Below are 19473 nucleotides of genomic sequence, written 5' to 3'. Positions count from 1 at the left end.
CGCCATGGATCACCAGCTGCGCGCCGCCGCCGAAGCCGCCCCCGGTTTCATGCCCGCCGACGAGGGCCTGGCCCTGTACGAGGCGGCCGAGCGCGCCGCGAAGGTCGGCGACCTGCTGGAGATCGGCACGTACTGCGGCAAGTCGACCATCTACCTGGCCGCGGCCGCCGCCACCGCCGACCGCGTGGTGGTCACGGTCGACCACCACCGCGGCTCCGAGGAGCAGCAGCCCGGCTGGGAGTACCACGACCCGGACCTGGTCGATCCCGAAGTCGGCCTGATGGACACGCTGCCCACGATGCGCCGTATCCTGCACGCGGCCAAGGTCGAGGACCGCGTCGTCGCGGTCGTCGGCCGCTCCCCGGTCGTGGCCCGGCTGTGGAACACGCCGGTCGGCCTGTGCTTCATCGACGGCGGCCACACCGACGAACACGCGCAGGGCGACTACGAGGGCTGGGCCCATCACGTCGCGCCCGGCGGCCTGCTGGTGATCCACGACGTGTTCCCGAACCCGGAGGACGGCGGCCAGGCGCCGTACCGGATCTACCTGCGGGCCCTGGAGTCGGGTGACTTCGTCGAGGAATCGGTGACGGGCTCGCTCAGGGTGCTGCGCCGGGTCTAGCGGTCAGATCGGGTCCGGCGTCCAGGTCGGCGAGCTTCCCCCACAACACCGCCTGCTCCCGCTCGTTCCCGCACAACTTGATCGCGTGCTCCAGCTCCCCACGCGCCTCGTCGAAGCGCCCGAGCCGGATCAACAGCTCCCCGCGCACGCTCGGCAGCAGATGCAAATTCCCCAACGTCCCGGCCGCCGCCAGCTCGTCCACGATCGTCAACGCGGCGGCGGGGCCGCGGGCCATCGAGACCGCGACCGCGCGGTTCAGCTCCACCACCGGCGACGGAGCCAGGCGTGCGAGTGCGTCGTAGAGCGACACGATCTTCTCCCAGTCCGTCTCCTCGATCGAGGACGCGACGGCGTGGCACTCGGCGATCATCGCCTGCAAGCCATAAGCGCCGAGGCCACGGGTGCTCTGCTGCGCCCGCGCCAGGGCCGCGCGACCGCGCCGGATCGCCGCGTGGTCCCAGCGCCGGCGGTCCTGATCGGCCAGCAGGACCGGCTCGCCGTCCGGACCGACGCGGGCCGGGAAGCGTGCGGCGGTCAGCTCCATCAGCGCCAGCAGGCCGTGCGCCTCCGGTTCGTCGGGCACCAGGCGGGTCAGCATGCGCGCGAACCGCAACCCCTCGCCGGCCAGGTCCTGCCGGATCAGCGCGTCGCCCGCGCTGGCCGACGAGCCCTCGGTGAAGATCAGATAGACCGCGGTCAGCACCGAGCCCAGCCGCTCAGCGCGCTGTTCCGGCGGCGGTACATCGAAGGGGACGCCGGCCGCGGCCAGCGTCTTCTTCGCCCGCGTGATGCGCGCCTGCACGGTGGCCGTCGGCACCAGGAACGCCTTGGCGATCTCGTCGCTGGTCAGGCCGCCGACCACGCGCAGGGTCAGCGCGACCCGGGCCTCGCGGGAGAGCACCGGATGGCAGGAGACGAACATCAGCGCCAGCAGGTCGTCGTCGATCTGGTCCGGGTCCCACAACCCGGCCTCGCCGTCGCGCAGCGGGTCGATCGGCGCGCCGCCGGCGGCCACGCCGCCCTCGCCGAGCTCCTGGGCGAGGACGGCGTACTTGCGGTCCTGGACGGCGTGCCGCCGGAAGTGGTCGATCGCGCGCCGCCGACCGACGGTGAGCAACCAGCCGGCCGGCTGCCGCGGGACGCCCTCGCGCGGCCAGGTGACCAGGGCCTCGGCCAGCGCCTCCTGCGCCACGTCCTCGGCCAGCGCGAAGTCGCCGGTGTAGCGGGCCAGCGCGCCGACGATGCGGGCGGACTCGATGTGCCACACCGCCGCCACGGCGGCCCGGCCGGTCAGATCAGTCATGGTGCACAGGCTCGCAGGCTCACGCCCTCACAGCTGCCCGGTGGCCTCGCGCCACGCGCGCTCCTTCTTGACCCACTCGTTGTCCTGCGGCATCTCGTCGATCGAGGTCACGCGCCGGATCTCGGTTTTGAACCCGGGACCGGTGATCGGCGAGCGCTTGGCCCACTCCACGGCCTCCTCCAGCGAGGCCACGTTGAGGATGTAGAAGCCGTTGAACAGCTCCTTCGTCTCCCCGTACGGACCGTCGGTGACCACCGGCGGCTCGGTGGAGTAGTCGACGACGACGCTCTCCTCGGGCCCGGCCAGGCCCTCGGCCGCGAGCAGCACGCCGGCCCGGATCAGCTCGTCGTTCATCCGGCCGACCTTGTCGATCATCTCGGCGAAGTCGGTGGTCGCCATCGACTCCAGGGCCTTGTCGTCGGCACGGAAGATCAGCATGTACTTCATGGTCGCGCTCCTTCGGTTCGTGCGGGCCCGGTTCGGCCCCGCACCCTTAGGTCGAACGGCGCGGGGCCCGGATCGACACGAGGTCCACACTTTAAGCTCGCACCGATGAGTTCGCACCGCGTGGATCGTCTGAATCGAGGGACCGATCCCAAAACCGATCCGGAGGCACTCATGGAGAACACTCCCCCGCTACCGCAGATCACCGACCGCCAGAGCTGGCAGGCGCAGCTCGACGAGCTCGCGATCCGCGAGAAGGCGCACACCCGAGAGGGTGACAAGCTCGCGGCGGCCCGCCGCCGGCTGCCGATGGTCGAGGTGGACCCGTCCATCCCGGTCGTCGGCGAGAAGGGCGCCGTCCCGCTGCTCGACGTCTTCGAGGGCCGGCGCATGCTGACCGTCTACTACGCGATGTGGCACGACGACCGCTCCCCGAAGGACCAGTGCGAGGGCTGCACCTTCTTCACCGCCGAGGTCCAGGAACTGTCCTACCTGCACTCCCGCGACGTGACGTACGCGATCTTCTCCCAGGGCCCCTACGAGCAGAGCCGCGCCTACCACGACTTCCTGGACTGGGACGTCCCGTGGTACTCGGCCCGAGACTCGGCCGAGCAGCTGCTGGCCGACCGCTGGTTCGGCATGCGCGTGAGCTACCTGCGCCAGGACGACCGCGTGTTCGAGACCTACTGGACCACCGGCCGCGGCGTGGAGCGCGCCGCGCCGAGCTACGCGATCCTGGACGAGACGGTCTACGGCCGCCAGGAAACGTGGGAGGACTCGCCGGAAGGCTGGCCGAAGGAGTTCGGCGTCACCGGCGACCAGTTCCGGGTCGAGGGCCGGCCGACGGCGCAGTGGGTGCAGCTCACCGCCGGGAAACGGGAACCGTTCTGACGGTGAAGCGGCGGATCATGCCGGCGTGCTTCTCGAAGCCGGCGTGATCCGCACGATCCGCATGATCCGTCCGAGCCGCCCTCACGGTCAGCGGTCGAAAAGCTTCCAGTGCCCCTCGGAGACGACCTCGACGACGCCGTCCACCACCTTGATAGCCGTCTCGTCATCGACCGCGTATCCCGGCACCGGCACACGCGCGGCCCACTTCTCAGCGTCGGCCATGGTGTTCTCCGGACACATCACGTTGTCCAGGTGCGGGAAGATCGAGAATCCGACCATGCCCAGCGCGCTGTCGCCGCCCGCGGCCGGCTTCCAGCCGACGAACTCCTGCCCGACGTGCGGGGCCATCACCATGCTGCCGGCGCTCAGCCCCACATAGACCGTCTCGCTCAACGACGGGAACAGATCCGCCAGGCCGGACTCGCGCATCCAGTGGTGCAGATACAGGACGTCGCCGCCGCACACCAGCAGGGCATCGGTCTCCCGGACCAGCGGAACCCAGTTCTCCTCGTCGATGCTGGGCAGCGCGGTCAGCTCCAGCATCCCCACCGACTTCCACCCGAGCTCGACCATCGGGGTGGGTGTCTGCCCGGCGATCTGCCGCCACGTCATGACGGCGGTCCCGGGCATGCCGTACATCGCGGTCGGGATACACAGGGCCGTGGACTCGGCGATGGGCTTGCCCAGCATGTCGACGAGCGCGTCGCGGATGCTCTGGTTGCTGACGCCGCCGGAGGTGAGGAGAAGCTTCATGGGGCCCTCTATCAGTCCTTGACGTTGTACTGGTCGTGTTCCAAGAAGAACGCCTGCCCCGCCGCGTTCTGCAACCCCTCCACCAGCCCGCGAAAGTAGTTCTCGCGCGGCGCGCCGGGGGCGAACATCAGCAGCATCGAGGCGGTCTCGCCGGACTCGTTGCGGAACGCGTGGAGGCCGCCGGGCGGCACGAACAGGTAGTCGCCGGGGGTGGCCTCCACCCACTTCTCGCCGTTGAACAGGCGGACGGCGCCCTTCAGGATGAAGAAGGCCTCGCTCATCGTCTTGTGGAAGTGCGTGCCGGGGCCGCTGGGCGCCGCGGCGAAGTCCCAGCGGTAAAGCCCGTACAAGCCGTCGGTGCCGTCGGAGGTCGACAGTAGGCTGCAGGTACCGCCGGAGGCGAAGGCGATCTCCGGTTCGGCATCGGCCGGTCGGAACGCGGCGCTGACCTCACCGGTGTCGGCGAAGTAGCGCGGGTCCGGATAGGACATTCACTCATCCCTTCCTGAGTACTTCGGCGGATGTGATCAACACGCCGCTTCCGTAGTCTGTCCGATGTCGGAAACACAGTAGCCCCGGGGGGATCTTGTGGGGGATACAAATCATGCCTGAGAACTCACAACCCGGCCGCCTGGTCGGCGGGCGGTATCGCCTGGTCGACCGGCTGGGCTCGGGAGGCATGGGCCGCGTGTGGCGCGCCCACGACCAGACGCTGGGCATCGACGTGGCCGTCAAAGAGGTCTCGCTGCCCTTCATGCTCTCTGAGAAGCAGCTGGCCGAGCGCCTGAGCCGGGCCGAGCGCGAGGCCCGCAACACCGTCCGGCTGCGCGACCAGCCCGGCATCGTGACCGTGCACGACGTGGTGATCGACGACGACGTGCCGTGGATCGTGATGCAGCTGGTGACCGGCAGCTCGCTGGACGAGCACCTGACCGAGCACGGCCCGCTGAGCGTGGAGAACGCGGCGAAGGTGGCCGACACCATGCTGCGCGCGCTGGCCGCCGCGCACGCCAAGGGCATCGTGCACCGCGACGTGAAGCCGGCGAACGTGCTGCTGGCCAAGGACGGCCGGGTCCTGCTCACCGACTTCGGCATCGCCCAGGCCGAGGGCGACAGCTCCCTGACGATGACCGGCGCGGTCATCGGCTCCGCGGAGTACCTCGCGCCCGAGCGGGCCCGCGCCGAGGAGGCCGGTCCGCCCTCGGACCTGTTCTCCCTCGGCGTGACGCTGTACCAGGCGGTCGAGGGCGTCTCGCCGTTCCGCCGCGACTCGCCGACGGCCACCATGACCGCGGTGCTGTTCGAACAGCCGGCACCGCCGAAGAACGCCGGGCGGCTGACCGCCCTGCTGGCCGCGCTGCTGGCCAAGGACCCGTCGCAGCGCCCGACGGTACAGGCCGCGCTGGCGATGCTGAACGACGGCGGTACCGGTGGCACGAGCGCCGCGCGCTTCGGCGCCGCCTTCGCTGCCGCCGGCGCCACCACGCCGACGGCGGTAGCGACTCCGACCCCGCAGGCGCCGATACCGGGGATCCGGCCGGCGAATCCGCTGCACCCGACCAACCCGGCGAGCACGTCGAATCCCAACCCCTACCCGGCGCTGGGACCGCAGCCGGCGCCGTACCTGGCCAGCCAGGCGCTGAACCCGCCGCCACGCAAGGGCAGCGGGGCGAAGATCGCCGCCGTGGTCGCGGCGGTCGCCGTGGTCGCGGTGCTGGCGACGCTCGGCGCCACGCAGCTGATGCACCACAATTCGCCAACGGCCGGACCGAACCACCCCACGAACGCCACGACGTCCACGATGTCCAGCACGGACACCCCGACCGGGTCTCCGTCCACGTCGGCGCCGACGACCGACTCCGCCGCCCCTGCGCAGGACACGTCGACGTCCAGCGGGCCGCCGAGCCCGGACGGCGTCAAGGCCGGCTGCGCGGAGGCCAACCGCGACCTGAACGCCTTCAACGCCTCCAACCCGGCCGGCACCGGCGACAAGAACTACCAGATCAACGCCGACCACGACCTCGCCGACAAGCTGGACGCCGACGCCGCACTGGCCACCGACCCGGCGGTGAAGACCGCGATCCAGAACGAGGCGTCGAGCTGGAACACGTTCGCGGACGACTACGCCAACGACGACACCAACGGGATGAGTCAGACGATTCCGCAGACGACCAAGGACATCGCGGCGGTGAACAAGGCCTGCAACGGCTGAGCCGACGGCATCAGGCGGTACCAAGAAGTATCAGGGCACGTCGCAGCTCGCTCGATCGAGCTGCGACCGTGCTGCACTCAGGCCGCCACGCACTCCGCGACCGAGCACGCGACCGGCAGACCTTCGGGCAACCCGTCCCCGCCGAACACGGCGACCGTCGCCTTGTCCTCGGCGAGCACCGCCAGCGCCAACAACAGCGCGCCAGCGGTCCAGGCGGTCTTCTCCTGCGGCCAGATCGCCGGCGGATTCCCGTCCTTGTCCGGTTCGAAGACGCGGCCGGTCCAGTACATCCCGTCGGCCTCGTCGCGCAGGTGCTGGATGTCGCGCAGCAACGTCCGCGCACGCTCCACGTCGCCGACCGCCCACAGCGCCAACGCCAACTCGCAGGTCTCGCCGCCGGTGACCCAATCGTTCGGCGTCACACACCGCACCCCGAGCCCCGGCACCACGAAGGTGTCCCAGCCCTCTGCGATCCGCCGCTCCGCCGCCGCGCCGCGCAGCGCCGTCCCGAGCACCGGGTAGTACCAGTCCATCGAATACGTGCCCTTATCCGCGAACCGCTCCGGATGGCCGGTCAGCGCGTGGCCCAGCCGCCCGCACGCCAGCTCCCAGTCCGGCCGGCCGTGCCCGACCTGCTCGGCGATCGCCAGCGCGCACCGCAGCGCCTGGTACATCGACGAACAGCCGGTCAGCAGCGCCTCGTCGGCGTCGCGGTCCTGCTCGTCCTTGCACCACACGATCTCGCCGCCGGGGGTCTGCAACCGCAGCACGAAGTCCGTCGCCCGGCGCACCGGCGGCCACATCTCGGCCAGGAACTCCTCGTCGCCGGTGACCAGGAAGTGGTGCCAGACGCCGACCGCGATGTAGGCGGTGAAGTTGGTCTCGCGCAGCCGGTTGGTCGCTTCGGTGACGCCCTGGGGGGCGTCGGCGTAGGCCGCGTACCAGGAACCGTCAGCGTTCTGCGACGCCGCCAGCCAGCGGTAGGCGGCCAGCGCCGGCTCCGGAAGTCCGGCCACGTCCAGCGCCATCGCCGCCTCGATGTGGTCCCAGGGGTCCAGGTGGCCGCCGTGGAACCAGGGGATCGCGCCGTCCGGCCGCTGGAGCGCGGCGATGCCCTCGGCGGTGGCGCGGATCTGGTCGGCGCTCAGCACGCCTTCGCCGGCCAGCAGTTCGACCGCGGCGGTGAGCCCTTCGGCCGCCGGTGCGGACCCCACCGTCATGCGGCGGGGCTGGTGGCGGCGGGCTTGGTGGCGGGCTTGGTGGCGTAGACGACCAGGCTCTTGCCCAGCACCGGATTCAGCAGCGTCTCGCTGACGCGGGTGATCGCCGGGGCCTTGATGATGTCCCACTCCAGCAGCTTCTTGTACGCCTTCACCGGCGCGTTCTCGGTGTCCACGCCGACCGCGCACTTGAGCCACCAGTACGGCGCGTGCAGAGCGTGCGCGTGGTGCAGCTCGCTGGGCACCACGCCGGCCTCCCGCAGCTTCTCGACCATCTCGCGCCGCTTGTAGATCCGGATGTGGCCGCCCTCGACCTCGTGATAGGCGTCGGACAGCGCCCAGCAGACCTTCTCCGGGAACCAGCGCGGCACGGTCACCGCCAGCCGGCCGCCGGGTTTGAGCACCCGGACCAGCTCGGACATCGCCAGCCGGTCGTCGGGCAGGTGCTCCAGCACCTCGGCGGCGACGATCGCGTCGAAGGTGGCGTCGGCGAACGGCAGGCCGTAGGCGGTACCGCGGACCGCGATCGCGCCGGCCCCGGCCGGCACCTCGCCGGCCAGCTGCATCGCCCCGAACCACTTGGTCACCTCGGCGACCTCGTCCTGGCTGTAGTCCAGGGCGACCACGTCAGCCCCCTGACGCAGCAGCGCGAAGGCGTGCCGGCCGAAGCCGCACCCCATGTCCAGCACCTTCTCGCCCTTGGCGATCGGGAACTTCTCGAAGTCCACGGTGAGCACGTCAGACCCCTGCCTTTCTTCCACGGAGCCTGTCGGCGGCCATGCGGTCCCAGTCGACCGGATCCCGGCCGGCCTCGATGAGCGCCCGATAGCACTCGGCGGTGGCGATCGCGGCGGCCCGCCACGTGAACTTCTCCAGAACACGTTCCCGTGCCGCGGCGCCCAACCGGGCCCGCAGTTCCACGTCCCCCAGCACCCGGGTCAAGGCGGTGGCAAGCGCCGACGGATCCCCCGGCGGCACCGCCAACGTGGTCTCGCCGTCCCGGCCGGCCACCTCGGGGATCGCCCCGCCGGTGGTGGACACCAGCGCGGTCCCGCAGGACATGGCCTCGACCGCGGGCAGCGAGAATCCCTCGTACAGCGACGGCACGCAGGCCACCTCGGCCGAGCGGATCAGGTCGACGAGTTCGGCGTCTGATATGCCGTGCACGAAGCGCACCGCGCCGCCCAGGCCCAGGCGCTCGATCGCCTTGGCGACGACGCCGTCCTGGCGGGCCTTGCCGACCACGACCAGATGCGCGTGCTCGATCTCGACCCGCACCTTGGCCAGCGCTTCGACCAGCGGGAGCAGTCCCTTGAGCGGGACGTCGGCGCTGGCGGTGGTCACGATGCGCCCGGACACCTTGGCCACCGAGGGATCCGGGGAGAAGGTGTCCGTGTCGGCGCCGATCGGGATCGTGCTGATCCGCCGCTGCGGGACCCCGAGATACTGGCCGATCTCCGCGGCGGAGGACGACGAGACGGTGATGATCTCCGGCAGCCGCCGCGCGACCCGGGTCTGCATCTTGGTGAAGGCGTACCAGCGGCGCACCGAGGCGCGCTTGCCCCTGGTCGGCGCGGCGGCCAGCTCCAGCTCGCGGTCCACCTGGATCGGGTGGTGGATGGTCGCCAGCGTCGGGAAGCCCAGGCGCGGCATGCCGAGCAGGCCGTAGCCGAGGCACTGGTTGTCGTGGACCACGTCGAACTCGCCCTTGCGCCCGGACAGGTGGCGCAGCGCGCGCAGCGAGAAGGTCAGCGGCTCGGGAAACCCGGCGGTCCACATGGTCCCGACCTCCAGCATGTCCACCCAGTCGCGGTACTCGTCGCGCTTGGGGGTGCGGAAGGGGTCGGGCTGGCGGTACAGGTCCAGGCTGGATATCTCGGTGAGCTTGACGCCGGGTTCGGGGTCCAGCACCGGATACGGCTGGCCGGCCAGGACTTCGACGGTGTGGCCCAGGCGGGCGAGCTCTCGGGAGAGGTGCCGGACGTAGACGCCCTGACCTCCACAGAAGGGGTTCCCCTTATACGCGAGCAAGGCTATGCGCAGTGGCGTGTGGGCCATGCTCTATCACCTCGCTCCGTAAGTCCGTGTCCCGCCTTCACGGCTTAGACGGCGTCACGAGCGGGTCAACGGAGCATAATCCGTGGCGCTAATCTAGAACAAGTTCCTACTTCGCCCGCGCCGCAGGTGGCAGAGTTGGGACGTGACACAGTTCACAGACGGTTCACATCCGGCTACCACGGCGAACACCGTCCGTGAACCGCTGTGGCCAGGATCGGAACCGCGTTCGCAGAGTCTATCGAGGTTGAGGAAAGCCCATGTCGGTTGACGCGTCGGCCCCCGCCGGCACCCCCGCTTCGGCGTCGTCGCCGGTCCCGGCCCTGACGGAGCGTCAGGAAGCCCGCCGCCAGCGCATCCTGCGCGCCACCCAGCAGCTGGCGGCCCGCGGCGGCTTCGACGCGGTGCAGATGCGCGAGGTCGCCGAGCTCTCGGAGGTGGCCCTGGGCACCCTCTACCGCTACTTCCCGTCCAAGATCCACCTGCTCGTGGCCACCATGCAGGACCAGCTGGAGCAGCTGCACGACCAGCTGCGCCGCAAGCCCCCGGTGAGCGCCGACCCCGGCGAGCGCGTGGCCGAGACCCTGATGCGCACCTTCAAGGCGCTACAGCGCGAGCCGCACCTGGCCGAGGCGATGATGCGCGCTCTGACGTTCGCCGACCGCTCGGTGTCCGCCGAGGTGGACTCGGTGAACCGGCTGATCACCGACGTCATCGCCGACGCCGTCCACTCCGGCCGGCCGCTGACCCGAGCCGAGCTCGCGGCGGTGCGCGTGGTGACGCACACGTGGCACTCGACGCTGATCACCTGGCTGTCCGGGCGGGCCTCGATCTCGCAGGTGAAGGCGGACATCGACACGGCGTGCACGCTGGTTTCGCAGGCCACTGCGATCAACGCGGCCGCCGGAGCCGCCGGGTCCGCTTCGGCCGCCGCCGCGCAATGATGACGCGGGGCAAAAAGCCGTTGCGCTGAAAAGCGATCGTCACCCTTCGCAAACCCCTGTCACCATCGGGTCGCGAAGGGGGTGACGACATGGAGATCCAGACTTCCCAGCTCGGTGAATGGCTGCGCGGCCTGCCGGCGGTGCGGCGGGAGTGGCTGGACGTCTCGGCGTGCACGAAGCCGGCCGACCGGTACGAGGCGGAGTTCGGGATCGCCCTGGCGTACGAGACCGCGGGGCTGGAGCCGCCGCGCACCGTGGTGTGGGCGCCGGATCCGGCGCTGGGCGCGGTGATCGCCACGGTGGTGTCCGGTTTCACGTCGCGAGCGTCGGCGAAGGTGTGGACCGAGGCGCGGCAGCGCGCACGGCGGTCGACCGGGAACACTCACAAGAACCGCCACTGGCAGCAGGCTGAGGCCGGGACACGGTTCTCGGAGCGCGAGCGCGTGGACACCGCCGTCCGCTCGGCGGCACTGGGGCTGGCGTTCACCACCCGGAACGCCAGGACGCCCGAGGCCGACGGCCTGACACTGGCCGAGCGGCGGATCGAGGGCGCGCGCGCCAAGGCCTCGATGCAGGTGTGGGGGCAGCACGCGTTCTGGAGCCACGGGGCGCTCGGGCAGCGCCGGCTCGGCGTACGGATGGCGTTGGAGGCGCTCGGCGCGTCGGCGGAGAAGGAATACGAAGACGCGCGCCGCCGCCATACGCCGTCCTACGGCAAGGTGAGGGCGACCCTGGCCTGGGCCCGGAACCAGCGCGAGGGGTTGCAGGAGCTGGCGTTGCACGACGCGCTGGCCCGGCTGCACGCGCAGGGTTCGGTGGCCGGTATCGAGGGGCTGGTGCGCGTGGCCCGCTCGGCCGGGTGGTGGTGGCCGTTCCGGGACGTGGCAGTGGTCTGCGACCGTCCGGCGCTCCGCAAGGTCGACCGGGAGGGGCGCCTGCACGCCGAGGACGGCCCGGCGCTGGCGTATCCGGGCGGTTTCAGCGCGTACTTCTGGCACGGACGGATCGTGCCGCGCTGGGCGGTGCTGGAGCCGACGGTCGCGCGCATCGCGGCCGAGCAGAACGTCGAGGTGCGGCGTTGCGCGATCGAGGCGCTGGGCTGGTCGCGGTTCACCGGGGAGGCCGGGCTGAAGCTGGTCGATGAGTGCGCCGACCCCGGCAACGCCGGGCAGCGGCTGGCGCTGTACTCGGTGCCGGGGAAGTTGTGGGGGATGGCGGCGAACGTGCTGGTGTGCACGAACGGCACGGAGGATCTGGGCGGCGGCCGACACACGTTCGGGCTGCTGGTGCCGGTGACGGTGCGGGCGGCGCTGGGGGCCGCGGCCTGGGGCTACGGGCTGACGGCGGAGGAGTATGCGGGCCTTGAGCGGCGTGCTTGAGGCTTCGGGCGATACGGAAACCATGGGGAGATCACGGAGAATGAAGACTCTCGGCGAGGCGATCGAGGTCCACGGCATCGACGTGGACGAGCATCTCGATCGGCAGATGACGATTCCGGTGCTGACCGGGTTGCAGGCGCAGGGCGACGTGATGGTCGTACCGCGGCCGGCGCTGGGGCCGGCGACGGCGGCGATTCCGCGCGCCGGGCTGCCGGTGGTGCGCGGCGAGTTCGGCGGGCACACGCACACGCTGCTCGCGGAGGGCGCGGCGGGCGCGGTGGCGTTCGACGCGGCGAGTGGGGACGGGGAGGGCGCCGGGCTGGACCTCGGGACGCTGACCGTGGCGGAGGGCGCGGTGGCGTATCTGGCGCATCCGGAGCACGCGTACTCGGGTATTGGGCCCGGGACGTATGTGCTGCGGCGGCAGCGGGAGCTGGACACGGCGCGGCCGGACGCGGAGGCGGTTACGGAGCGGGCCGTGGTGGTGGCTCGGGAGCGCGAGCGGGTGCGGTACGTGCGGGACTGAGCGTGGTTTTCTAGCTGCCGGCTGCCGATCGCCGACCGCCCGCCGATGCCTGCCGACCGCCGGTCGCCGGTCGATGCCTGCCGACCGCCGCTGGTCGCCGACCGCCCGCCGCTGGCTGCCGGCTGCCGATCGCCGGCCGCGCGCCGCTGCCTGCCGACTGCTGCTGGTCGCGCCGGCCGCCCGCCGCTGCCTGCCGACCGCCGCCGGTCGCCGGCCACCCGCCGCTGCCTGCCGACTGCCGACTGCCGACTGCCGCCGGTCGCCGGTCGCCGGTCGCCGGTCGCCGGTCGCCGGGGCGATCCTTCAGCCCGCCGAGGCTTGCGGGCCTTCCGACATTGCCGGCTGTGCCGCGCCCCACTCATCGCCCCAGTCGGCATCGCGTGCCGCGCGGTAGGTGTCGCCTTGGCGCTTGGAGACGAGCGTCTGGGCGACCGTGCCGTCCGGCTGGCAGAGCTGCATCATGACCAGGCCCTTGCGGATCTGCGGGTGGCGCAGGATGCGCGCCTGGGATGCCGTCGGGGCCGGGACCGGCAGGCGGGTCGCCACGACGTAGGCGTACTTCTCGTCCTCGTGGCCGAGGTCCGCGCCCTTGAGGCGGCGGTGGAGCGGGCTGCGGTGGATGCGTGAGGCGAAGTGGCACCAGTCGCGGGTGCCGAGCAGCGGGCAGGCGTCGGAGTGCGGACACGGCGCCGCGACCCGCAGCCCCATGCCGACCAGCACGTCGCGCGCCGCCATGATGCGCTGGTAGCCGTCGGGCGTCCCGGGCTCGATGACCGCGATGGTCTCGGCCCCGGCGGCCGAAGCGCGAACGAGCGCCTCCTGCGCGTCCGGCGCCAACTCGCTGAGGACGTACGAGACGGTCACGAGATCCGCCGCCGGCACCCCCGCCGGGAACCGCACCTGCCGCCACTCCGCATGCCGCAAAGCGCCCGCGAAGGCATCACGCGCCAGCCGCCGCCCCAACTCCAGCGCCTCCGGTACCTGATCGAGCACGGTGACGTCCCGAAGCGACGCACCGAACACCCCCGCAGCAGCCCAAGCCGCCGCCCCCGACCCACCCCCGACGTCGACGAGGCTCGTCGGCGCCAACCCCGCCACCCGAGCCCCCGCCGCCGCAAGCGCACCCCGCACCGCACCCCACGTAGCCGGCATCCGGTACGCCGCATAAGCAGCGGCATCAACGCGCCCGGCGAGGATCGGCCGATCGGCGTGGCCCGGCGCCCGATAGCGGGCGATCAGCCGGTCAACCGATGCCTCCAACTCACGCAACGGAAGGTCGGCGGTAGCGGCGTCGAGCGCGGCGGCAAGATCGGTGGGCAGGTCCATGGCGGCACCATCCTGCCATCCGGCACGCGCCGCTTCGCGCATGGACGGCGACGGCGCGCAGGGGGCAGCTTGTTCGTTCGGCAGTGCGGGTGCAGGGGTCGGGCCGAGCGGCGACGCCCGGCGCCTACCCCAGCTCCAGCTGCCACTCCTGCTCGACCAGGTGGTGCCCCCACATCTCGACCGCCGCCTGGCGCGTGATCTCGAAACCAAGCGTGCGGTAGATCTTGTGGGCCGCCGTCAGGCCGTCGACCGTGAACAGCATCATGCGCTGGTAGCCGGCCTTGCGGGCGAACTCCACACACTCCTCGGCCAGGCGCCTTCCGACGCCGAGGCCGCGGGCGGTCGGTTCGACCAGCAGGATCCTGAGTTGGGCGGTGTCCACGCCGTCGTCTGTCGGGCGCTGCACGCAAGCCACGCAGCCCACGCGGCGGCCGAGTGCGTCGGCGATCCAGAAGGCTTCGCGCTCCGGGTCGTGGGAGCTTGCGTAGTCCGCGACGATGCGGGCCACGTCCGCTTCGAAGGTCTCGTCGAAGGCGCGCTCGGTCGCGTAGAGGGTCCCGTGACGCTCCACCGCCCAGCCGTAGTCGCCGGCGCGCGGGGGCCGCAGGGTCACGCCGTTCGTTGACGGAGTCCCCGCCTCGAAGTCCAGCAGACCGCCGATCTGCCCCATCGCCTCGACCAGCCGCCCGCGGTCCCCCGCGCCGAGCCGCGACAGCCATGCCGCGACCTGCTCGCTCGACCGCTCGTCGAGCCCTGAGAAGACCCCGCGTCCGCGCTCCGTCAGGGCGACGGTCCCGCGCCGTGCGTCGCTCGCCGCGCGCCCCTTCACCGCCAGGCCCTCGCCGTCGAAGCGGGCCAGGATGCGGCTCAGGTAGCCGGCGTCGAGGCCGAGGTCCTCCCGTATCCGGGCGACGCTCGCACCGTCAGGGCCGGCGTGCGCGACCTCGAACAGGACCCTGACTTCGGTCAGGGTGTAAGGGCTCTTCAACAGCCCCTCGTCGAGGACGCCGATGACCTTCGTGTAGCTCCGGTTGAACGAACGGACGGCCGCCACCGCGGGCGCGAGATCCACCATGCGGCCATGCTAGGCAGCCTTACTTGACTGAGTCAATGACTGAGTCAAGTAATTTCGGCCGCGCAGGGAGCTCGCACAGCGGCGCCGTTAGTCAGCCGGCGGAAAAACCGGCGCCCCGCTCCCCTCCTCCACGATCGCGATCGCCTCCACCGGGCAGTTCTCCGCCGCGTCCAGCACCGCCTCCGATGCCCCCATCACCTCGTGCCGCGGACACGACTGCCGCGCCGCGTCCAACTCGAACCCCTCCGGCGCGCGCAAAACGCACCCCCCGGACCCGATGCACAGGTCCGTATCGACAGTCACACGCCACTTGGTCTCCGACACCGCTCAAAACCCTTCAGGGGTGTACCCGCTCGGCAGGTGCATGGTCTTCGTCTCCAGATATGCCCGCAGCCCCTCGGGCCCGAACTCGCGCCCGAGCCCCGACTGCTTGAACCCGCCGAACGGGGAGTTGAACTCCATCCCGAACGTGTTGATCCCGTAGTTCCCGGTCCGCACCCGCCGCGCGACGTCCAACCCGTGCTCGACATCGGAGGACCACACCGACCCCGACAGCCCGTAGTCGGAGTCGTTGGCGATACGGACCGCGTCCTCCTCGTCCGCATAAGGAATCATCGCCACGACCGGCCCGAAGATCTCCTCCTGCGCGATCACCATCCGGTTGTCCACATCGGCGAACAACGTCGGCTCGACGTACCACCCCCTCGGCAGATCCGCCGGACGCCCACCGCCGACCACCACCCGCGCGCCCTCGCCGACGCCCTTGGCGATGTACGACTCCACCCGATCCCGCTGCCGCTCGGCGACCAGCGGACCGACCTGCGTCTCCGGATCGAGCGGATCGCCGACTTTCAGTCCCCTGACAGCCTCCGCCATCGCCTCGACCGTCTCGGCGTATCGGTCCCGCTGCACCAACACCCGCGTCTGCGCGACACACGCCTGCCCGTTGTTCATATACGCGTTCGGCAGCAACCCGGGAATCGCAGTACCCAGATCCGCGTCGGGCAGGATGATCGCCGCCGACTTCCCGCCGAGTTCCAAAGTCACCCGCGTCAGGTTCGGAGTGGCGGCGGCCAAAACCGCTTTACCACCGGCCGTCGAGCCGGTGAAGGCGATCTTGTCCAGCCCCGGATGCGCAGCCAGATAGGCACTGTTCTCGCGCCCCGCCGGGACGATGTTCAGCACCCCCTCCGGCAGCCCCGCCTCGATCGCCATATCCGCCAACAGATACGCGTCCAGAGCCGTCTCCGGCGACGGCTTCACCACCACCGCACAGCCCGCGACGAGCGCCGGCGCGATCTTGCTCACCGTGATGAACTGCGGCACGTTCCACGCCACGATCCCCGCCGCCACCCCCACCGGCTCGCTCCGCACCACCGTCGGCCCGAGCATCCCCTGGCGCAGTTCCTCCCACGGATAGTCGGCCGCCATCCCCAGGAAGTAGTCCCAGATCACGATCGGCGCCCACACCTGCCCCATGATCGACCACGAGTACGGCGACCCGGTCTCGGCACTGATCAGCCGCGCCAGCTCGTCCGCCCGGGCCTCGTACTGGTTCCGGAGCCGGCGCAGGATCTCGACCCGCTCGGCCACGCTCATCCGCGGCCACGGCCCGGAATCGAAGGCCCGCCGCGCGGCCGTCACGGCGCGGTCCATGTCCGCCGGCGCCGCCTCGGGCGTGCGCCCGAACACCTCCTCGGTGACCGGCGAGACCATCTCCAGCGTGGCGGTCGTGGCCGGATCGACATAGGAGCCGCCGATGAACAGCTTCCGGTGCTCGGTCACGGTGCCCATGCGTTCACCTCTCCGTGATGCTGACAGGCCGTCAGAAGGCGGTCTGTTAGAACAGATATCAGTTCCACCGGACGACCTCAATGAGCGTCTGACCGCACGGGGCACCAGCGAACCTTTCGCCTCGCTAACTAGTCATGAGAACGTGTTCTCACCACCGCCGAACGCGCCGAACGAAGGAGCACCACCATGACGGACGCCCCGGCCGCCGAGGACAGTGCTGAGCCGACCGGCACGGACGGCCCCGTCGCGGACACCCCTGGCGCAGACGCTCCCGGCAAGGACGCCCCCGTCGCGGAGGCACCCGGCGTCTGGTCGATCCGCGTCCCCTTCCCGGACAACCCCCTCGGCTACACCCTCGTGTACGCCCTGGAGACGAAGGACGGCGGCCCCGTGCTCGTCGACGCGGGCTGGGACGACCCGGTGTCGCTGGCGGCCCTGGAGCGCGGCCTGGAGGCCGTCGGCACGTCGGTGTCCGACGTCCGCGGCGTCCTGGTCACCCACCACCACCCCGACCACCACGGGCTCGCCGGGCGCATCAGGGAACTGAGCGGCTGCTGGGTGGCGCTGCACGGGGAGGACGCGAAGGTCGTCGACATGGTCCGCACCGCCGAGCGCGAGCCGTGGACCAAGCGCTACAAGAGGCTGCTGGAGCTGTGCGGCGCACCGGCCGAGGCGGTCGCGAGCGCCGCGGCCGCGATCCCGTCCGGCGCCAAGCCGGCGGTACCGGACATCCTGATCGAGGACGGCGCGCTGATGGACGTCCCCGGCCGCGCGGTGCGCGCCGTCTGGACGCCCGGCCACTCCCCCGGCCACACCTGCTTCCACCTGGAGGACACCGGGGCGCTGCTGACCGGCGACCACGTCCTGCCCGGCATCACGCCGGCGGTCACGGTCTACGACGACCACGTGGTCGGCACCTCCGACCCGCTCGGCGACTTCCTCGCCTCGCTGGAGAAGGTCGCGCGGCTGAAGACCACGCGGGCCCTGCCGGCGCACCGCGCGCCCTTCGACGACGTCCCGGGCCGCGCCGCGGAGATCGCCGAGCACCACGTCCGGCGCCTGGAGCAGATCGAGGGGCAGCTGGCCGCCGGGCCGAAGACGTTGTGGAACATCACCGAGCACATGGAGTGGAACAAGGGCTGGGAGCGCCTGGACACCTTCGCGCGGCATCTGGCGTTGGGGGAGGCCGGGTCGCATCTGCGGCACCTGGTGCTGACGGGACGGGTGCGGCTGGCGTCGACGGAGCCGATCGAGTTCTCGCTCGGCTGAGGGGCGCGTGGTTGGGCGCGTGGGGCGGCTGGGCGGGCTGGGCGCGGGGCGTAGGGCGTCCACAACGCGTCCGCGTCCCCGTGCTCACGGCGCGGGCGCGGGCGCGCGTCCGGCTCGTTTCGGGGAGGCGACGGTTCACCCCCTGAAGCGTCGGCGTACGCTGATGAACCATGCCGGTCCACAATTCGCACTGCTCCTACTGCGGCACCGCCTACGCCGAGGGCTCCCCGTGGCCGCGCACCTGCGCGAACTGCGGCGAGACCACCTGGGTGAACCCGACGCCGGTCGCGCTGGTGATGATGCCGATCATCGGGAAGGACGGCGGGACCGGCCTGCTGATGGTGCGCCGCGGCATCGAGCCGCAGCTCGGCGAGATCGCCCTGCCCGGCGGTTTCATCGAGCAGGGTGAGAGCTGGCAGGAGGCCGCGGTGCGCGAGCTGTGGGAGGAGACCGGGCTGCGCGCCGAGGTGGACGAGGTGGAGCTCGCCGACGTGCTGAGCGCCCCCCGCTACGTGATCCTGATCTTCGGCCGGGTCAAGCCGCGGCCGATCGAGGATCTGGCCGGTCTGACGCCCGAGCGCGTGCGGGAACTGTCCGCCGGCGAGACGCAGGAGTTGGTCGTGATCGACCACGCGCAGCCCTTGGCCTTCCCGCTGCATACCGAGATGAGCGATCGGTTCTTCGCCGGACTCGGCTGAGCCGGGGCGGCGGCTTCGCACACGCCTGCCGCGAACCCGCCGCGAGCCCCCGACACCTCCGGCCACCACGCCCGGAACGGCCCCCGAAAGGCGTACGAGACGCGCACAAGTGGGTGGATCTGTCCGCCACGAGAGTGACGATAGGGTGACGACACGGCGCCCACCTTGCCGTTTCACCTATCGCCGCCGAGCTGGTAGTGCTACCGTGACGCACGGTCGCACTGGGCAGTCGGTTCATGAAGCACATCCGGACTCACTCCAAGCTCGACCGGTATCCGCGCGACAGGCGCTGGTACCCCACCACCGGTCCCGCTCACAGCGGGAGTGATTTCCGAGGTAGAACGCAGCATGGCAACTGGCACGGTCAAGTGGTTCAACGGCGAGAAGGGCTACGGCTTCATCGCTCAGGACGGCGGCGGCCCGGACGTCTTCGTCCACTTCTCGGCCATCGAGGGCTCCGGTTACCGGAACCTTGAGGAGAACCAGCCGGTCGAGTTCGAGATCACCCAGGGTCCGAAGGGCCCGCAGGCGGAGAAGGTGCGGGCTCTCGCCCAGTGACCTGACCCAACACTCACAGAGCCCCCGCGACAGCCTGTCGCGGGGGTTTCTCGGGTTTTGGGGGGGTTGGGGGTGGGGGGGTGTGGGTGGGGGGCGTGTGGGGCCATGTGGGGGACCATGGTGGGGGCGAGTTTCGCGGAGGGTTGGTGCGGGTCGGTTCGGGCTTGTGGAAAGGTCCACGGCGTCGTGCCGCACCAGCGCCACTTCCCCCACAACAGGCACAGATCCGCCGGTTGTTGGAACCGCCGTCCAAATGTGCGGCGTGGGTTGCGCTGGCGGCTGGCGGTTTTCGCGGACACGACCGCGCGCCGGTCCGAGTCACTGCGCATGTCGTAGGCGGCAATCGTCGGGCGTGGTGGGCACCTTGAGGCCTCCGGCGGGCGCTCTACAGCGAGGGGGCGACC

At 71.1% G+C, this 19473-nt stretch carries 20 protein-coding genes; 9 read left to right on the top strand and 11 right to left on the bottom strand.

Annotated elements, in window-relative coordinates:
• Positions 1-4 precede the first annotated feature (4 nt).
• Positions 5-622: a class I SAM-dependent methyltransferase gene (locus ABH935_RS10520; RefSeq protein WP_370377644.1), complete on the top strand. Its 618-nt coding sequence runs from the start codon at positions 5-7 to the stop codon at positions 620-622.
• On the opposite strand, the gene ABH935_RS10515 is transcribed toward ABH935_RS10520, so the two are convergent.
• Both ABH935_RS10515 and ABH935_RS10510 read right to left on the bottom strand, forming a co-directional pair.
• Positions 600-1925 carry an RNA polymerase sigma factor gene (locus ABH935_RS10515; protein WP_370377643.1) on the bottom strand — a complete coding sequence of 442 codons (1326 nt, stop codon included), beginning with the start codon at positions 1923-1925 and terminating at the stop codon, positions 600-602. The two genes, ABH935_RS10520 and ABH935_RS10515, sit on opposite strands and share 23 nt — an antisense overlap.
• Before the next feature lie 27 nt (positions 1926-1952).
• On the bottom strand, positions 1953-2372 hold the full coding sequence (locus ABH935_RS10510) for a YciI family protein (protein ID WP_370377642.1): 420 nt from the start codon (positions 2370-2372) through the stop codon (positions 1953-1955).
• Between the two features lie 171 nt (positions 2373-2543).
• Between ABH935_RS10510 and ABH935_RS10505 the strand changes: the two genes are divergently transcribed.
• Positions 2544-3260 (top strand): DUF899 family protein, encoded by a 717-nt coding sequence (locus ABH935_RS10505; protein WP_370377641.1) that lies wholly within the window; start codon positions 2544-2546, stop codon positions 3258-3260.
• A gap of 87 nt (positions 3261-3347) precedes the next feature.
• Here the strand turns inward: ABH935_RS10505 and ABH935_RS10500 are convergent, their stop codons facing one another.
• On the bottom strand, positions 3348-4013 hold the full coding sequence (locus tag ABH935_RS10500) for a Type 1 glutamine amidotransferase-like domain-containing protein (RefSeq protein ID WP_370377640.1): 666 nt from the start codon (positions 4011-4013) through the stop codon (positions 3348-3350).
• An 11-nt stretch (positions 4014-4024) separates the two neighbouring features.
• Entirely contained in the window at positions 4025-4504 is a 480-nt protein-coding gene (locus ABH935_RS10495; RefSeq protein WP_370377639.1) for a cupin domain-containing protein, read from the bottom strand.
• A 113-nt stretch (positions 4505-4617) separates the two neighbouring features.
• On the opposite strand from ABH935_RS10495, the gene ABH935_RS10490 reads away from it, so the two are divergent.
• Positions 4618-6225: a serine/threonine-protein kinase gene (locus tag ABH935_RS10490; RefSeq protein ID WP_370377638.1), complete on the top strand. Its 1608-nt coding sequence runs from the start codon at positions 4618-4620 to the stop codon at positions 6223-6225.
• A gap of 77 nt (positions 6226-6302) precedes the next feature.
• Here ABH935_RS10490 and ABH935_RS10485 read toward each other — a convergent pair whose 3' ends face one another.
• From ABH935_RS10485 to ABH935_RS10475, 3 genes are read right to left on the bottom strand one after another with little or no spacing between them, the layout of a single operon-like run.
• Entirely contained in the window at positions 6303-7445 is a 1143-nt protein-coding gene (locus ABH935_RS10485; protein WP_370377637.1) for a prenyltransferase, read from the bottom strand.
• Positions 7442-8182 carry a class I SAM-dependent methyltransferase gene (locus ABH935_RS10480; RefSeq protein ID WP_370377636.1) on the bottom strand — a complete coding sequence of 247 codons (741 nt, stop codon included), beginning with the start codon at positions 8180-8182 and terminating at the stop codon, positions 7442-7444. The genes ABH935_RS10485 and ABH935_RS10480 overlap by 4 nt, the downstream gene beginning before the upstream one ends.
• Position 8183: 1 nt before the next feature.
• Positions 8184-9503 (bottom strand): glycosyltransferase family 4 protein, encoded by a 1320-nt coding sequence (locus tag ABH935_RS10475; protein ID WP_370377635.1) that lies wholly within the window; start codon positions 9501-9503, stop codon positions 8184-8186.
• Positions 9504-9760: 257 nt separating this feature from the next.
• Here ABH935_RS10475 and ABH935_RS10470 point away from each other — a divergent pair, with 257 nt between their 5' ends.
• The 3 genes from ABH935_RS10470 to ABH935_RS10460 all read left to right on the top strand — a co-directional run bounded on the left by ABH935_RS10470 (position 9761) and on the right by ABH935_RS10460 (position 12349).
• On the top strand, positions 9761-10444 hold the full coding sequence (locus ABH935_RS10470) for a TetR family transcriptional regulator (protein ID WP_370377634.1): 684 nt from the start codon (positions 9761-9763) through the stop codon (positions 10442-10444).
• An 89-nt stretch (positions 10445-10533) separates the two neighbouring features.
• Complete coding sequence (locus ABH935_RS10465; RefSeq protein WP_370377633.1) at positions 10534-11823, top strand: DUF6745 domain-containing protein; 1290 nt, start codon at positions 10534-10536, stop codon at positions 11821-11823.
• A gap of 40 nt (positions 11824-11863) precedes the next feature.
• A complete protein-coding gene (locus ABH935_RS10460) occupies positions 11864-12349 on the top strand; it encodes a hypothetical protein (protein WP_370377632.1) in 486 nt (161 codons plus the stop codon).
• 303 nt (positions 12350-12652) lie between these two features.
• Here ABH935_RS10460 and ABH935_RS10455 read toward each other — a convergent pair whose 3' ends face one another.
• The 4 genes from ABH935_RS10455 to ABH935_RS10440 all read right to left on the bottom strand — a co-directional run bounded on the left by ABH935_RS10455 (position 12653) and on the right by ABH935_RS10440 (position 16544).
• Positions 12653-13675 carry a small ribosomal subunit Rsm22 family protein gene (locus tag ABH935_RS10455; protein ID WP_370377631.1) on the bottom strand — a complete coding sequence of 341 codons (1023 nt, stop codon included), beginning with the start codon at positions 13673-13675 and terminating at the stop codon, positions 12653-12655.
• A gap of 124 nt (positions 13676-13799) precedes the next feature.
• Positions 13800-14750: a GNAT family N-acetyltransferase gene (locus tag ABH935_RS10450; protein WP_370377630.1), complete on the bottom strand. Its 951-nt coding sequence runs from the start codon at positions 14748-14750 to the stop codon at positions 13800-13802.
• A gap of 87 nt (positions 14751-14837) precedes the next feature.
• Positions 14838-15053, bottom strand: a complete 216-nt coding sequence (locus tag ABH935_RS10445) for a ferredoxin (RefSeq protein WP_370377629.1) — start codon at positions 15051-15053, stop codon at positions 14838-14840.
• Between the two features lie 24 nt (positions 15054-15077).
• Positions 15078-16544, bottom strand: a complete 1467-nt coding sequence (locus ABH935_RS10440) for an aldehyde dehydrogenase (RefSeq protein WP_370377628.1) — start codon at positions 16542-16544, stop codon at positions 15078-15080.
• Between the two features lie 186 nt (positions 16545-16730).
• Between ABH935_RS10440 and ABH935_RS10435 the strand changes: the two genes are divergently transcribed.
• From ABH935_RS10435 to ABH935_RS10425, 3 genes are all read left to right on the top strand, one after another.
• Positions 16731-17813: an MBL fold metallo-hydrolase gene (locus tag ABH935_RS10435; protein ID WP_370377627.1), complete on the top strand. Its 1083-nt coding sequence runs from the start codon at positions 16731-16733 to the stop codon at positions 17811-17813.
• Positions 17814-17983: 170 nt separating this feature from the next.
• Positions 17984-18511, top strand: coding sequence for an NUDIX domain-containing protein (locus ABH935_RS10430; RefSeq protein WP_370377626.1), 528 nt, complete (start codon positions 17984-17986; stop codon positions 18509-18511).
• Between the two features lie 348 nt (positions 18512-18859).
• Positions 18860-19069, top strand: coding sequence for a cold-shock protein (locus tag ABH935_RS10425; RefSeq protein WP_012786341.1), 210 nt, complete (start codon positions 18860-18862; stop codon positions 19067-19069).
• The last annotated feature ends 404 nt before the right edge of the window (positions 19070-19473 follow it).

The organism is Catenulispora sp. GAS73, assembly GCF_041262085.1.
Classification (GTDB): Bacteria; Actinomycetota; Actinomycetes; order Streptomycetales; family Catenulisporaceae; genus Catenulispora.
This window is presented reverse-complemented; position numbering and strand designations above follow the sequence as displayed.

Excerpts from the sequence above, each read along its gene's own strand:
- ABH935_RS10520 (WP_370377644.1), top strand. The coding sequence starts at position 5 with ATGGATCACCAGCTGCGCGCCGCCGCCGAAGCCGCCCCCGGTTTCATG.
- ABH935_RS10515 (WP_370377643.1), bottom strand. The coding sequence starts at position 1,925 with ATGACTGATCTGACCGGCCGGGCCGCCGTGGCGGCGGTGTGGCACATC.
- ABH935_RS10510 (WP_370377642.1), bottom strand. The coding sequence starts at position 2,372 with ATGAAGTACATGCTGATCTTCCGTGCCGACGACAAGGCCCTGGAGTCG.
- ABH935_RS10505 (WP_370377641.1), top strand. The coding sequence starts at position 2,544 with ATGGAGAACACTCCCCCGCTACCGCAGATCACCGACCGCCAGAGCTGG.
- ABH935_RS10500 (WP_370377640.1), bottom strand. The coding sequence starts at position 4,013 with ATGAAGCTTCTCCTCACCTCCGGCGGCGTCAGCAACCAGAGCATCCGC.
- ABH935_RS10495 (WP_370377639.1), bottom strand. The coding sequence starts at position 4,504 with ATGTCCTATCCGGACCCGCGCTACTTCGCCGACACCGGTGAGGTCAGC.
- ABH935_RS10490 (WP_370377638.1), top strand. The coding sequence starts at position 4,618 with ATGCCTGAGAACTCACAACCCGGCCGCCTGGTCGGCGGGCGGTATCGC.
- ABH935_RS10485 (WP_370377637.1), bottom strand. The coding sequence starts at position 7,445 with ATGACGGTGGGGTCCGCACCGGCGGCCGAAGGGCTCACCGCCGCGGTC.
- ABH935_RS10475 (WP_370377635.1), bottom strand. The coding sequence starts at position 9,503 with ATGGCCCACACGCCACTGCGCATAGCCTTGCTCGCGTATAAGGGGAAC.
- ABH935_RS10470 (WP_370377634.1), top strand. The coding sequence starts at position 9,761 with ATGTCGGTTGACGCGTCGGCCCCCGCCGGCACCCCCGCTTCGGCGTCG.
- ABH935_RS10465 (WP_370377633.1), top strand. The coding sequence starts at position 10,534 with ATGGAGATCCAGACTTCCCAGCTCGGTGAATGGCTGCGCGGCCTGCCG.
- ABH935_RS10460 (WP_370377632.1), top strand. The coding sequence starts at position 11,864 with ATGAAGACTCTCGGCGAGGCGATCGAGGTCCACGGCATCGACGTGGAC.
- ABH935_RS10455 (WP_370377631.1), bottom strand. The coding sequence starts at position 13,675 with ATGGACCTGCCCACCGATCTTGCCGCCGCGCTCGACGCCGCTACCGCC.
- ABH935_RS10450 (WP_370377630.1), bottom strand. The coding sequence starts at position 14,750 with ATGGTGGATCTCGCGCCCGCGGTGGCGGCCGTCCGTTCGTTCAACCGG.
- ABH935_RS10440 (WP_370377628.1), bottom strand. The coding sequence starts at position 16,544 with ATGGGCACCGTGACCGAGCACCGGAAGCTGTTCATCGGCGGCTCCTAT.
- ABH935_RS10435 (WP_370377627.1), top strand. The coding sequence starts at position 16,731 with ATGACGGACGCCCCGGCCGCCGAGGACAGTGCTGAGCCGACCGGCACG.
- ABH935_RS10430 (WP_370377626.1), top strand. The coding sequence starts at position 17,984 with ATGCCGGTCCACAATTCGCACTGCTCCTACTGCGGCACCGCCTACGCC.
- ABH935_RS10425 (WP_012786341.1), top strand. The coding sequence starts at position 18,860 with ATGGCAACTGGCACGGTCAAGTGGTTCAACGGCGAGAAGGGCTACGGC.